Origin of the sequence: Mucilaginibacter sp. P25 (genome assembly GCF_050859465.1) — a bacterium.
GTDB classification, from domain to species: Bacteria; Bacteroidota; Bacteroidia; order Sphingobacteriales; family Sphingobacteriaceae; genus Mucilaginibacter; species Mucilaginibacter gossypii.
The window spans coordinates 3645830-3659089 of the sequence record NZ_CP193937.1 but is presented as its reverse complement, the minus strand read 5'-3'; the positions used below and the strand labels follow the sequence as shown (position 1 = coordinate 3659089).

The window sequence follows — 13260 nt, the reverse complement described above, 5'->3', positions numbered from 1 at the left end:
AAGCATGGGTTGAAATAAAAAAGTGACACATGAGGGGATAAATATTAACCACAGATATTCGCAAACCTTTAATTTAGCATATAGATTAACACCGCATGAAGATAGCCATTGCCACCCCACCTTTTCCGAAATCAATTAATGATGGTCTGCAACAAGCCGAAAAGCTGATTAAAGATGCAGCGTCACAACAGGCAGAGGTTATCTGTTTCCCTGAATCATATATACCTGCATATCCGGGTATGATAGCCGATCCGGAGCCAACATCGCCGGCAATATTGCGATCGGCGCTGGATGAAGTATGCAGGATGGCCGCCGAAAATAATATTGCGGTAATTATGCCTATGGATTGGTACAGCGAAGACGGGCTTTTAAACATTGCACATGTAATATCCAAAACCGGCAACGTGCTTGGATATCAAACTAAAAATCAATTAGACCCATCGGAAGACGCCATTTGGGTTCCGGGCACCCAGAGAAGTATTTTTGAAGTGAATGGCTTAAAATTTGGCATTACCATTTGTCATGAAGGGTTCCGTTATCCCGAATCGGTAAGATGGGCGGCACGCAATGGCGCGCACATTGTTTTCCACCCTCATTTTTCGGGCAGTAATACTGATGGGGTATTGCTTACCGAATGGGGCAGTATGGCAAACCCCTATTACGAAAAAGCCATGATGATGCGGGCGCTGGAAAACACCATCTACTTTGCCAGTTCTAATTATGGTTCGCTTTACCCGGAATCAGCAAGTTCGGTCATAGCGCCGGATGGTACGTGTGTGGTTTACCAGGCTTATGGAACAACCGGTGTAATTATAGCCGATATTGACCCGCAAAAAGCTACCGGCTATCTGGCTAAAAGATTTAAACCACAGTTATACAATTACTAAAAGCGCCGATATCTTACCCATTATTTGAATTTTGTAAATAATGGATTGATTTATCCAAACCCTTCCTCTCCTATCTGTTTTACTTTTGTATCAAAACAAAAGAAATGGAAAACAGAAATAAAATTGCCGTGGTTACCGGCGGCAGCCGTGGCTTAGGCCGGGACATGGCCTTAAGGCTTGCCGAAAAAGGAATAGATGTTATTATAACCTACAATACCAATACAGAGGAAGCAGCAAAGGTGGTTAACCTTGCAGAACAAAGCGGCGCAAAGGCTGCTGCATTGCAACTCAATACTGGTGTAATTAAAAGCTTTGACGCATTTACCGAAAAACTGCGCGAAGTTTTGACGGATAAATTCGGCACCGATCATATCGACTTTTTAATTAATAATGCCGGGCAAGGCGGTTACAGCGCCATTAGCGATGTTACCGAGGAATTTTTTGATGATTTATTGAACGTGCACTTTAAAGGTGTATACTTTTTAACTCAAAAACTGATCCCGTTGATGGCAGATGGCGGTGGGATTGTCAACGTATCATCCGGGCTGACGCGGGTATCAGTTCCGCGTTCTTCGGCGTATGCATCTATGAAAGGCGCGGTAGAAATTTTCACCCGTTACCTGGCTAAAGAACTCGGCGGAAGAGGTATCCGAGCTAATGTGGTTGCCCCCGGCGCCATCATGACCGATTTTGGCGGCGGCCATTTGCGCAATAGCCAAGAAACCCAAAAAATGGTAAGCAGCATAACTGCATTGGGCAGGCCAGGTGTTGCGGAAGATATCGGCGGCGTAGTAGCTTTCCTTTGTACTGAAAATGCGCGTTGGGTTAATGGCCAGCGTATTGAAGCATCGGGTGGTATGGCAATTTAAATGAGAAATATCTTGATTAGCCGGGTACCTCGTTAAATTAATGAGGTACCCTTTTTGTAAGGGGTTGGCTGTATATTACAGAAGGTGCCAATAATGCGCCTCTACAACAGGTGATTTATTTTAATATTTCCAATATCACAATCACCGCGTTATTGCTTAATGCTTCCATGTCAGCCTCTTCCACCTGCCATAACGCCAATCCGTCACGCTCATGCATCAGGCGACCCTGCAGCTCAAAAGCCCCGGCAAGCACAAATGCGTAAAACAATGAACTACTATTTTGCAGTTGATAAAAGGCATCTATCCTGCCACCAAATACCCCGATATGTAATCGAAACGGATATATTCCGCAGGTTGGAACCAAGTCAATCAATTCGTTTGCCCTGCCCGTAAAATCAAACTTAAAAACCGTATCACGATGCGGGTTTATTATATCATTATCCTTTAGCTGAAAATAAATGTAATTGATCCAATCGCTTTTATAAAGATTAGTTAATTCAAGACGCTCACCGGCAACAGCATAACCTACAAACAGCTCTCCAACATCAATCAGGCGGATATCTCCATTTACCCTTTTTAACAACAACTCACCGGTTACCGGCATTAAAACAAACCAGCCCGAGTTTTCGACAGCTACATCAATTGAACTACTACCGGCCAGCATTTCATCATTCCATATCTCCAGCCTGCCAAAGGGCTTACGATGCTCGTTAAAATAGTTACCATAATTGAAATTACTGTAACGAAGCAGAGTTGCGGTTTTGCTGAAACCTCTCTGGTCGGCCAAATGTATTTGTCCCGGTGAGATCTTTTCCATGTTAATTGTGATATTGCAATGAAGTTATGTTTATATACGGCTGCAATTGCATAAGGTTGGTAGATATGCAATTATTTTCGACATTTAACTGATTTTCGGCCTGTTGAGCGGATATGAGCAGGTAATTATCTATGGTATCATGCCAAAACAACGGTTCGGAATAAAAATTAACCGCGACCTGGTGTTTATCCTTATCATTAATATCCGAATTGATGATCTCCAGCTGAAACTTGCTGAACGCAAGAAACCGCCTGCCAATATTATTTAAAATATCGGGCATAATACTGCCAAGCTGCTGAATATAACCTGTAACCGATGGTGCAACCATACCGGTTAAACGCTGGGCATTGGGCACATTTCTTAACAATTCGGCATAGGATGTATAGGCTGTTCCCTGGCTAAAGTTCTGGGCCTGCATTTTAAATTCCAGGTAGGTGCTTTCAAAAACCAGCTTATCCCATTGCTTAACCGAGCGGATATCGATGATTTTACGATAACATAAAATGATGAGGCGTTTTTGCATATGATGGTTCAAAAAAACAAACACCGGCTTGTCGCCGGCGCCCTGTTACAAACAAAATGTTTTTTTAAGCAGGTACACTTAAGCTGATAGCTAATACAAAACCGGCGGTGGTACTACCGGTAACAGTAGCGGTTTCAAGCGTATACCCATCGCTAAACACATTATCACTCGCATTATACGTATATCCGCTCATGCCTTTAGCATAACCATTAACAGCCGCCAGGGCCGTGCCGGCACCTTCCGGAAAAGCAATCTGTGTTACTTTCAATGATGTACCCGATGAGTTATACACATGTACATGAATATGCGTTGCCCTGCCGGTATACCATCCCGGAAATATAGAGGTAAAAGTTACCAGGCCATTTGAATCGGTAGTTTGCCTGCCGCGTAAAAAATGTACGGAAGTATAATTTGTTGATTGTGTGCCGCTGCCGCCATATTCAGAATAATTGCCTTCCGCATCGCAATGCCAGATATCAACTAATGCTGACGATAGCGCGCTACAGCTATTATTGCTATTGTTGATTGTAATTTTCACGGTAAGCTTATACCCGGTACGGCCATCGGTAATATCGCTTCTTATATAAGATGCAGGTGAATGTGTTGGATAGGGGCCTTCGGTTTCGGTAGGTGCAACACTGCAGGTGCCTGAATCGGTTGACCCCGAAGTACTGCCGGAAGATGAAGTAGTAGTTGCTGTGGCGGTATCAGCATCCTTTTTGCAGGCTTCAACCAATACCGACGATGACACTGCGCCGATTACCAGGCTTTTTAAAAAGTTCTTTCTTTCCATTGTATGTTCTGCTTTTAAGTTTAACCTAATCTGTTGATTCAAAAGTAAAAGCAGTATAGTCTGTGTTGAAACATGTGTCGGCTAGCTGCCTTTTTGTGTCGATAAACAGCAAATTATCGGTGCGCAGGCAGATAAGATTGTATAAACATACAGTTGCATGACAACTTTAAACCGTCAAATTTCTCTATCTTTGCATGTTTTTTTGAGAGTATATAATATTTATGGCATTAAAAAGCAGTGCGGTGATTACCGGTGTAGGCGGCTATGTTCCCGACAACATTTTAACTAACAGTGATTTAGAAAAAATGGTTGAAACTAACAGCGACTGGATAGTTTCACGTACAGGGATCAAAGAAAGAAGGATCCTCGCCGACAGAACACTGGCTACTTCAGATATGGCTACCTTTGCAGTAAAAAATTTACTTGAAAATGCCAAAGTTGATCCTTCTGAAATTGACTGTGTTATTGTAGCCACCTCAACTCCCGATTACCTGCTTATCTCCACCGCCAGCATCGTTTGTGATAAATGTGGTTTAAACAATGCCTGGGCGTCTGACGTTAACGCGGCCTGCAGTGGTTTCCTTTATGCCTTTACCCTTGGCTCGAGCCTGGTTGAAAGCAACCGTTATAAAAAAGTAATAGTTATCGGTGCCGATCAAAACAGCGCCATTGTAAACTATGCCGACCGCAACACCTGTATCCTTTTTGGCGACGGCGCCGGCGCGGTATTGCTTGAACCATCTACCGAAGACATTGGCGTTATTGACAGTGTATTTAAAACAGATGGGCACGGCAGGGAACATTTATATGTACCCGGCGGAGGTTCTATGAACCCGGCATCTGAAGAAACTATTGATGGCAAACTACATTATATACGCCAGGATGGCCGTGTAGTTTTTAAAGCTGCTATAAAAGGGATGACTGAAAGCTGCACATCTGTACTGCAGCGTAACAACCTTACCATAGATGATATCAACTGGCTAATACCCCACCAGGCAAATTACCGCATTATCCACGCCGTAGGTGATGCTTTGGGCCTACCTGAAAGCCGTGTTAAGATCAACATCGACCGTTATGGTAACACCACAGCTGCCACTATCCCGCTGGCGTTGTGGGATTATAAAGAAGATTTTAAAGAGAACGATAACATGATCCTGACAGCATTTGGTGCTGGGTTTTCATGGGGCGCTACTTATTTAAAATGGGGTAAATTGAGATAAGCAACCTCACCCCAACCCTCTCCAAAAGAGAGGGAGTTAAAATTCAACTCAATGACTACTGAAGAACGAATTAAAGAAGCTGAATCACGGATATTCAAAACCGTGTTCCCGAGCGACACCAATCACTACGACACGCTTTTCGGAGGTTCGGCAATGGCCATGATGGACGAGGTAGCTTTCATTACGGCCACCCGCTTCACCCGTAAAAAAATGGTTACCGTATCATCCGACAGGATAGACTTTAACCGCCCTATCCCGGCAGGTACCATTATTGAACTTGTTGGCCGTGTATCCCATATCGGCAATACCAGCCTAAAAGTTTTGGTTGAAATCTATATTGAAGAAATGTACTCTTTTGTGCGCGAAAAAGCTATCACCGGCACTTTTACGTTTGTTGCCATTGATGATCATAAGCACCCGGTAAGCGTTTTGTAAGCTGAAGGCTTAAAGCGGAAAGCTAAAAGCCAGAAAATGCTATCCTATTGCCATTATTTAAAGATGTTTGCTTTCAGCCTTCGGCCGGCTTTAAGCTTTAAGCTTCTTAATGTAGTTTCTTGCGCTTCAACAACCCGCCTGTTGTATCGTCAATACTTTGTTGTACAATAAAGGCTTTGGGATCGATACGAAGAATAGTTTGTTTTAATGATGGGATTTCCAAACGGGTAGCAACAGTGAATACAATATCGCGGGGATCATTGACATGACCGTCTTTTCCGTAACCGCTTTTCCCCTGATAAATAGTAACGCCACGGCCAAGCGTAACTGTTATCGCTCTGCGGATAGCATCACTTTTAGTTGAGATAACGGTAACACCCGAATATTGCTCGATACCGTTCAGCAAAAAATCGATCATTTTGGCGGCAGCCATATAGGTTAATATTGAATACATGGCCGGTTCAACACCCAATACCGAGGCTGCAACCCCAAATATCAAAACGTTAAGAAGCAAAATAAAGTCGCTCACTTTAAGCAGCTGCGTTTTTTTACTTACCAATACGGCAGCTATTTCAGTACCGTCAAGCACAGCTCCGCCACGCATGGCCAACCCGCTGCCGGTACCGATAAACACGCCGCCAAATACCGCGGTAAGCAATTTATCATGAGTAACATCCGGAAACTGAACTACTGCAAGGCATAATGAAAGCAAAGCTATGGCCACAGTACTTTTGATAGCAAACCAAAGTCCAAGCTTCCGGTAGCCTATCCATAAAAAAGGCACGTTGATAACAAAGATCAATATGGATATAGGAATAAGCGTTATATCAGATATCAGCATGGATACCCCGGTAGCACCTCCGTCGATAAAGTGGCTGGATAATAAAAACCCCTTAAGACCAAAAGCTGCCGATAAAATCCCGAGGCCGATATTTGCTGAATCCCTGATCGTGTTGATTGCCTTCATGCCCAAATATAGCTTTTTGGCGCTAAAAGCAGGTATTTGAACACTGACGAGATGTTGATAAAGTGAGATTTTTGACTTTTACCTAACCACCACCTGTATTGTATTCCTGCTAATTTGCTCCAGCAAAATGGTTTTGCCTTCGGTTAGTTTCTTAACGGTATTCGCCCCGTCATGGCGTACAGTAATGAGCGTTAGCCCATCGTTATATTTCACTTTAAAATCTTGTTTTAGGCCGTTCAGCAACTTTTCAAAACGCTCTTCGTTCAAATCAAAGCAAACCGAAAAACTTAATGCTGATGTTTGCATCACATTTACCTTAACATTGTTTTGAGCAAACAGGCGAAACACATCGCTAAGGTGATCTTCCGTTATAAAAGAGTAATCCTTACCTGATACTGACAGTAATACCTGGTTTTGTTTCAGGATGATCACCGGCTTGGTAAACTGATTATGTCCATCTTCTTTAATTACTGTACCTGGCGCAGATGGGTCTGTAAACGGCTTTACCAGCAGGGGTATTTTAGCATTTTGTAAGGGTTTGATGGTTTTGGGGTGGATGACACTGGCCCCGTAATAGGTCATTTCGATGGCTTCCGTATAGGAGAGCTCATCAAATTTAACCGTATCAGCAAAAAATCTCGGATCGGCGTTCAGGATGCCCGGAACATCTTTCCAGGCAGTAACCGATTCGGCGCCTAAGCAAGCCGCAAATATTGATGCTGTGTAATCAGACCCTTCGCGACCAAGTGTGGTGGTAAAATTTTCGGAGGTGCCGCCCAAAAAGCCCTGGGTTACAACAATACTTTTTTCAAGTAAGGTTGGAAGATCCTTGCTGATACTTGCTTTAGTTTTATCCCAATCTACTATACCCTCTCTGTAAGTATTATCGGTATGCACATATCCGCGTACATCAAGCCATTTACTTTTGAGCCCAACCTTGTTCAGGTAGGCATTAACTATCCGGGTTGACACCAGTTCGCCAATGGATACGATCTGGTCATAAACAAAATCATAGCTATCATGTGGCTCATCCTCAATGGCCCAGTCAATTTCCACAAAAGTATTGGCAACTTCATCAAATACAGGGTGGCCCGGTTCAAATAATCCGCTCAGGATGTTGTAATGATATTCTTTAATTTCGTTAAAGATCCCGTGCATATCATCGGTTTGCTCCATGTAGGCTTTGGTAAGCTTCTCCAGCGCATTGGTGGTTTTGCCCATGGCCGATACCACAATGAGCAATTGTTGATTAGTATATTGTTTTACAACGTTAGCAAGGTTGGTAACACCCGCAGCATCTTTAACCGACGCTCCTCCGAATTTAAAAACAAGCATTTATTTAATGAATTGACTTACAACCGAACCCGGCTGTACTAATGATTTGATCTGTGCGTATGGAATAAACAATTCGGTAATACCGGCCGCATATGGTTTAATATCATACTGATTGTACAAAAATTTAATCCCGAGTGGCGTAATGGAAAAATTAGTATTGAGCGCGAATTTGTTATCCTTAAAAAAATAATTGGTGGCGAGTGATGCGGTATCACTTAATTTTTCATTCTTCCTGAAGATCTTTTCGGCAACGGCATTTAATTTATCATGATACCCGTCAACAAGAACATCATCAAGTTTAAGGTCTTTACCGGCTTTGGTATCCCAGTTTATAAAGCCGACAGATGTGCTGCCATGAGCGCCGCCAGTATATGAATAACCCCGAACTTCGAGCGTTGTTAAGCTCGAATCCTGGTGGATCACCTTAACGGAATCATCCAGCGTAAAAAACATTCCCGGCCGCAGGTTAGTCTTCCTGAATTCATCATATGATTTCAGGAACTTTTTGGTCATCAGCTCCAGGCTGGTGTCGGGCCTTCCATCCATAGCAAACATCGATGTAAGCTTACGGATTATGGTATCATTTAAAATTTTGTCGCTGTCAAACAACGGGTAATTAATTTTCACTACCGTACAGGCGCTATCGGCTTTAGCACCGCAATCTGCCGCCCGTGCTTTGATTACTTTATAAGCATAACGCAGGGTATCAAATGACCTCTCGGGGATTTTATTAGGAACACCCCACTGACACGATGATAATCCCATCGCCAGAAAAAACGCCAGGCACAGATTTTTCATAGGTATAGTATTAGTAGTTTAACAACTGCTCTTTTGAAAGCGAAGCATTTAACCAGCCCGCCTCAATATTCGCGCCGTACTTATTGTAAAAGTTAATGGCCGGCTCATTCCAGTCAAGTACCTGCCAAACCATACCGCTGAAACCTCTTTCTTTAGCTTCCTGGATCAACCTGTCGAAAAGTAGTTTGCCGATCTTTTTGCCACGCATATCTTCAGTTACAATGAGATCTTCAAGGTACATGCGGGAGCCTTTCCAGGTGGAGTATCGGATATAGTATAGGGCAAAACCAACCACAAGGCCGTCAACTTCGGCAACAAAAGCTTTCCAGACCGGGTTAGGGCCAAACCCGGCTTCTTCAAAATGCTGCAGGGTTACGGTAACCTCGTCCGGGGCTTTTTCATAGAGGGCAAGCTCATGCACCAGCTCCATCAGGCGCGGACAGTCGGTTTGAATGGCTTCCCTTATAATTAGCCCCCCGGCCCCCTGAAGAGGGTGCTGACTTTCAATTTTATTTTCTGTATTATTCATTTTTATCTTTTCGCTTCGCAGTTGTTGGTGTTGTCACCAACAATTTTATATTTATTTTAACAGGTGTTCAACTTTTTTAGGTGTGAACACTCATAGTTACCTTCAAAACAAAACTAATTGATAATCAGATATTTAATTTACCACCCACTGCACATTTAAGCAACAATGAACGCATAATAACTGACAATCAGCCACTTAACTTTTTGCAACTTTAAAAGTTGAACACCCGTTTTTGAAAAATTGAACACTCAAATTTCATTGCAAAAAACATGTTGCTGGTAACAACACCAACAACGGCCATAGCAAGAATGACGAAGCAATCGCATACTACACGAGGCGGCTATGCCTCCATGCGATTGCCACGCTGCGCTCGCAATGACATGATGTGCTAATTAATTATTCTTCCAGTGCTTAATTACCCTGCCGCCAAATATGGTACTGCCCAGCCTTACCATATTACTGCCCTGCTCAATAGCCAGTTTATAATCAGACGACATGCCCATCGACAGGATATCAAAGCTTTCCTCTTTCCGGAAATAACTCACTTTTATGCCCTCGAAAAAGGTGTTCAGTTCGTAATATTCTTCTTTAATCTGCTTTTCGTTATCAGTATTGGTAGCAATACCCATCAAGCCACGGATCCGGATATTTTTCATTGCAGCAAACTCTTCAGAGCGCAGCAATTCTATTGCTTCATCAAAGCCCAGTCCGTATTTGGTTTCTTCTGTCGGCTATATAAATTTGCAAAAGGCAGTCAATTATTCTTCCGGCTTTTTCAGCATGTTTGTTGATCTCGTGCAAAAGCTTCAGGCTATCAACAGACTGGATCATACTTACAAAAGGCGCTATATACTTTACCTTATTGGTTTGCAGGTGACCAATCAAATGCCATTCGATATCTTTAGGCAGTTGCTCATACTTCTCAACCATCTCCTGCACTATGTTTTCGCCAAAAAGGCGCTGTCCGGCATCATATGCTTCCTGTACATCTGCAACAGGTTTTGTTTTTGATACGGCCAATAATATTACCTTATCTGCTTCCGTTTCCTTTTTTAAGCTTTTGATGTTATCTGCAATGCTCATTTATCCGTAAATTTGCTTAATTAATCAGCCGCTAAATTACTGAATGCATAAATATATAACCTTGTTTTTTTCTGCAGCACTTTTTTTATGTGCCTGCAATGGCAAAAGTATTCCCAACGACGTCCTCAAACCCGACGCTATGGCAGCGGTGTTAACCGAAATGCACATCATCGACGGCAGCCTGTATAATACCACGCAGATACCCGATAGTTTGTATAAATACGGCGCGGGTAAATATATTGCCATGTTTCAGCGCCTGCATACCGATACCGCGCATTTCAACCGCAGCATGCGGTACTACGCCATGCAGCCCGATAAACTGCTGGCCATTTATGACCAGGTAGATATTAAAATTAAAAGTAAAACCGATTCGCTTGCCAAAGTGCAAACAGAACAGAGCAAGGCTACGCGTAAGCTCGATTCGCTAAAAAACTTAAATATTAAAACTAAAATAGATTCGGCAAGAAAAATGCATCCGCATGAAAACACGGAAGCCCGCAAAGCCGACTCATTGAAAAATTTAAAAACTAAACTAAAAACCGACTCGGCAAGGAGATTCCATCCCCGCAAAAGCAAGAAAGCCCGCAAAGCCGATTCGTTAAAAAACTTAAAGTCATAACCTGATGCTTTACCCCCAAAACAGTGTAGATAAGCTGGGTTTTACCGAGATAAAAGAACTGATAAAAGCACATTGCCTGAGCGAAATGGGTCAACAAATGGTTGACAAGATCCAGGTGATGAGCAATTACGACCAGATCCATAAATTCCTGAGCCAGGCAAACGAGTTTAAGAATATCCTGGTTAATGATGAGGTCCTGCCCATCCAGCATTTTTTCGATATAAAGTCCCTTGCCAATAAAGCCCGTATAGAGGGCGTTTTTTTAAGCGAAGAAGAGTTTTACCAGGTTCAGGCTTCGTTAACCACGGTATTTGCCGTTATTGCCTATTTTAACGAGCGTGAAGGCTTGTACCCTAACCTTGAAGCCCTTTTTGAGCACCTGCCTATTGAAAAGGCAATCCTTAAAAAGATAGACGCCGTAATTGATCAGAAAGGCAAGATCAGGCCCAATGCTTCGCGCGAGCTGATGGAAATTACCACAGGCATTGCCAAAGCCGAGCAGGAAGCCCGCAAAAAAATTGATATGGTTTTTAAAAATGCCACATCAAACGGCTGGGCTGCCGATGGTTCGTTAACAGTACGCGATGGTAGGCTGGTGATCCCCCTGCTGGCCGAAAACAAACGCAAGCTGAAAGGTTTTGTGCATGACGAATCAGCATCGGGCCAAACAGTTTATATTGAACCCGAAGAGGTATTTGTACTCAACAACCGCATCCGCGACCTGGAGTTTGAACGCCGCCGGGAGATAGTAAAAATTCTGACCGCCTTAACTACCGAATTAAGGCCTTATGTGCCTTTGCTACTCTCCTATCATGGTTTGCTAACCAAGCTTGATTTTGTGCGCGCCAAAGCCCTGTTTGCCATTGATATTGAGGCCGAAATGCCGCAGGTGATAAACGAGGCCAGGGTTAAATTATACAATGCCCGTCACCCGCTATTGTTCCTGAATTTTAAGGCAGAGAAAAAAACGGTTGTCCCACTCAATATGCAGATAGACGAAGGTACCCGCATCATCGTGGTATCGGGTCCCAACGCCGGCGGTAAATCTGTTTGTATGAAAACCGTTGGTTTATTGCAAATGATGGTGCAGGCTGGCTTACTGATCCCTGCCGATGAGGCCAGCGTTGTAGGTGTGTTCAAGCAACTTTTTGTTGATATAGGCGATGACCAATCGATAGAAAGTGATTTGAGTACGTATAGCGCCCACCTGTCCAAAATGAAAAACTTTGTGGAGCAGGCCAACGGCAAAACCCTGATCCTGATAGATGAATTTGGTACCGGTACCGATCCGCAATTTGGCGGGCCGATTGCCGAGGCCGTGTTGGAATCGTTGAATCAAAAAAAGGTTAAGGGCATGGTAACTACGCACTACTCCAATCTTAAAATATTTGCCAGCAACACCGAGGGCATTGAAAATGCTTCGATGTTGTTCAATAATATTGAGATGAGGCCGCTGTACCAGTTGGAGATCGGCAAACCCGGCAGTTCATATGCTTTTGAGATTGCCCAAAAAATAGGCTTGCCGGCAAACGTGCTTAACCTCGCCAAAAACAAAATAAGTGAGGGGCAAAAAAGGTGGATACCCTGCTTGTTGACCTGGAGCGTGAAAAGCGCTCTATTTTTGAAACCAAACAAAAACTGGATAAACAACAACGCAAGGTTAATGAGCTGCTTGCAGAAAACGAGAAGTTAAAAAGCTATCTCGAAGAAAATAAACGCACACTGATTAAGGAAGCCAAGGATCAGGCTAAGAACATTATCCTGAACGCAAACAAGCTGGTTGAAAATACCATTTCCGAAATAAAGAGCAGCAATGCCGATAAAGAAAAGACAAAGCAGCTGCGCGAAAATCTGAATGTTGAGCTTAAAAAGAACACCGTTAAAACTGAGGCCCCAAAACCTGCTGCTCCTGCCGATGAAGAATTAAAACCTGGCGACTGGGTGAAACTCATCGATTCGGAAACTACAGGCCAGGTGATAGAGATCATTAAAGAGAATGTAGTAATTGCCATTGGCGATTTACGCACGGTTGCTAAAAAGAAACGCGTGATCAAAGTTTCCAAATCATCGGTACCTAAAGAGATCAGGCGAAATTTCAGTTCGCACACCAATGACATGGCCAGTTTTAGTCCGGAGATTGACGTACGTGGCCAGCGTACCGAAGATGCGCTTCACGCCATTGAAAAACTGTTTGATCGTGCACTGATGATGGGTTTTAACAACCTCAAGATCATTCATGGTAAAGGCGATGGAATTTTACGCAAAATGATCAGGCAATACCTCAAAAAATATGAACAGGTTGACCGCATGGAAGATGAGCATGCTGATCGTGGCGGAGATGGAATAACTTATGTATATTTGAAGTAACCATAACGTTAAAATATC

General features: G+C 43.2%; 12 protein-coding genes and 2 pseudogenes. 6 read left to right on the top strand and 8 right to left on the bottom strand.

Translation table 11 applies throughout. The features are described from left to right. The first annotated feature begins 95 nt into the window (after positions 1-95). Both ACRQ5D_RS18525 and ACRQ5D_RS18520 read left to right on the top strand, forming a co-directional pair. The gene (locus ACRQ5D_RS18525) at positions 96-887 is read left to right on the top strand and encodes a carbon-nitrogen hydrolase family protein (RefSeq protein ID WP_091163318.1); all 792 of its coding nucleotides are present in this window, start codon (positions 96-98) and stop codon (positions 885-887) included. Positions 888-991: 104 nt separating this feature from the next. Next, complete coding sequence (locus ACRQ5D_RS18520; RefSeq protein ID WP_091163317.1) at positions 992-1756, top strand: SDR family NAD(P)-dependent oxidoreductase; 765 nt, start codon at positions 992-994, stop codon at positions 1754-1756. Positions 1757-1871: 115 nt separating this feature from the next. Here the strand turns inward: ACRQ5D_RS18520 and ACRQ5D_RS18515 are convergent, their stop codons facing one another. From ACRQ5D_RS18515 to ACRQ5D_RS18505, 3 genes are all read right to left on the bottom strand, one after another. Continuing rightward, on the bottom strand, positions 1872-2573 hold the full coding sequence (locus ACRQ5D_RS18515; RefSeq protein WP_091163316.1) for a hypothetical protein: 702 nt from the start codon (positions 2571-2573) through the stop codon (positions 1872-1874). 1 nt (position 2574) lies between these two features. Continuing rightward, positions 2575-3096 carry a hypothetical protein gene (locus ACRQ5D_RS18510; RefSeq protein WP_091163315.1) on the bottom strand — a complete coding sequence of 174 codons (522 nt, stop codon included), beginning with the start codon at positions 3094-3096 and terminating at the stop codon, positions 2575-2577. A gap of 64 nt (positions 3097-3160) precedes the next feature. Next, positions 3161-3889, bottom strand: coding sequence for an intradiol ring-cleavage dioxygenase (locus ACRQ5D_RS18505; RefSeq protein WP_091163314.1), 729 nt, complete (start codon positions 3887-3889; stop codon positions 3161-3163). A 221-nt stretch (positions 3890-4110) separates the two neighbouring features. Here ACRQ5D_RS18505 and ACRQ5D_RS18500 point away from each other — a divergent pair, with 221 nt between their 5' ends. Both ACRQ5D_RS18500 and ACRQ5D_RS18495 read left to right on the top strand, forming a co-directional pair. Further along, entirely contained in the window at positions 4111-5109 is a 999-nt protein-coding gene (locus ACRQ5D_RS18500) for a beta-ketoacyl-ACP synthase III (RefSeq protein WP_091163313.1), read from the top strand. 51 nt (positions 5110-5160) lie between these two features. Next, complete coding sequence (locus ACRQ5D_RS18495) at positions 5161-5544, top strand: acyl-CoA thioesterase (protein WP_091163312.1); 384 nt, start codon at positions 5161-5163, stop codon at positions 5542-5544. A 106-nt stretch (positions 5545-5650) separates the two neighbouring features. Here the strand turns inward: ACRQ5D_RS18495 and ACRQ5D_RS18490 are convergent, their stop codons facing one another. From ACRQ5D_RS18490 to ACRQ5D_RS18470, 5 genes and pseudogenes are all read right to left on the bottom strand, one after another. Continuing rightward, a complete protein-coding gene (locus ACRQ5D_RS18490) occupies positions 5651-6511 on the bottom strand; it encodes a YitT family protein (RefSeq protein ID WP_091163311.1) in 861 nt (286 codons plus the stop codon). Positions 6512-6589: 78 nt separating this feature from the next. Further along, a complete protein-coding gene (locus ACRQ5D_RS18485) occupies positions 6590-7846 on the bottom strand; it encodes an aspartate kinase (RefSeq protein ID WP_091163310.1) in 1257 nt (418 codons plus the stop codon). Then, positions 7847-8644, bottom strand: coding sequence for a DUF3298 and DUF4163 domain-containing protein (locus tag ACRQ5D_RS18480; RefSeq protein WP_091163309.1), 798 nt, complete (start codon positions 8642-8644; stop codon positions 7847-7849). A 10-nt stretch (positions 8645-8654) separates the two neighbouring features. Next, positions 8655-9173: a GNAT family N-acetyltransferase gene (locus ACRQ5D_RS18475; protein ID WP_091163308.1), complete on the bottom strand. Its 519-nt coding sequence runs from the start codon at positions 9171-9173 to the stop codon at positions 8655-8657. 392 nt (positions 9174-9565) lie between these two features. Continuing rightward, a pseudogene (locus tag ACRQ5D_RS18470) lies at positions 9566-10256 on the bottom strand (YggS family pyridoxal phosphate-dependent enzyme). A 43-nt stretch (positions 10257-10299) separates the two neighbouring features. Between ACRQ5D_RS18470 and ACRQ5D_RS18465 the strand changes: the two are divergent. Beyond that, entirely contained in the window at positions 10300-10875 is a 576-nt protein-coding gene (locus ACRQ5D_RS18465) for a DUF4296 domain-containing protein (protein WP_090523992.1), read from the top strand. Between the two features lie 4 nt (positions 10876-10879). Further along, positions 10880-13242, top strand: a pseudogene (locus tag ACRQ5D_RS18460) (endonuclease MutS2). Positions 13243-13260: the final 18 nt, after the last annotated feature.

What these genes read in the sequence shown, in the direction of transcription:
- ACRQ5D_RS18525 (WP_091163318.1), top strand. Translation starts at nt 96, where the DNA reads ATGAAGATAGCCATTGCCACCCCACCTTTTCCGAAATCAATTAATGAT.
- ACRQ5D_RS18520 (WP_091163317.1), top strand. Translation starts at nt 992, where the DNA reads ATGGAAAACAGAAATAAAATTGCCGTGGTTACCGGCGGCAGCCGTGGC.
- ACRQ5D_RS18515 (WP_091163316.1), bottom strand. Translation starts at nt 2,573, where the DNA reads ATGGAAAAGATCTCACCGGGACAAATACATTTGGCCGACCAGAGAGGT.
- ACRQ5D_RS18510 (WP_091163315.1), bottom strand. Translation starts at nt 3,096, where the DNA reads ATGCAAAAACGCCTCATCATTTTATGTTATCGTAAAATCATCGATATC.
- ACRQ5D_RS18505 (WP_091163314.1), bottom strand. Translation starts at nt 3,889, where the DNA reads ATGGAAAGAAAGAACTTTTTAAAAAGCCTGGTAATCGGCGCAGTGTCA.
- ACRQ5D_RS18500 (WP_091163313.1), top strand. Translation starts at nt 4,111, where the DNA reads ATGGCATTAAAAAGCAGTGCGGTGATTACCGGTGTAGGCGGCTATGTT.
- ACRQ5D_RS18495 (WP_091163312.1), top strand. Translation starts at nt 5,161, where the DNA reads ATGACTACTGAAGAACGAATTAAAGAAGCTGAATCACGGATATTCAAA.
- ACRQ5D_RS18490 (WP_091163311.1), bottom strand. Translation starts at nt 6,511, where the DNA reads ATGAAGGCAATCAACACGATCAGGGATTCAGCAAATATCGGCCTCGGG.
- ACRQ5D_RS18485 (WP_091163310.1), bottom strand. Translation starts at nt 7,846, where the DNA reads ATGCTTGTTTTTAAATTCGGAGGAGCGTCGGTTAAAGATGCTGCGGGT.
- ACRQ5D_RS18480 (WP_091163309.1), bottom strand. Translation starts at nt 8,644, where the DNA reads ATGAAAAATCTGTGCCTGGCGTTTTTTCTGGCGATGGGATTATCATCG.
- ACRQ5D_RS18475 (WP_091163308.1), bottom strand. Translation starts at nt 9,173, where the DNA reads ATGAATAATACAGAAAATAAAATTGAAAGTCAGCACCCTCTTCAGGGG.
- ACRQ5D_RS18465 (WP_090523992.1), top strand. Translation starts at nt 10,300, where the DNA reads ATGCATAAATATATAACCTTGTTTTTTTCTGCAGCACTTTTTTTATGT.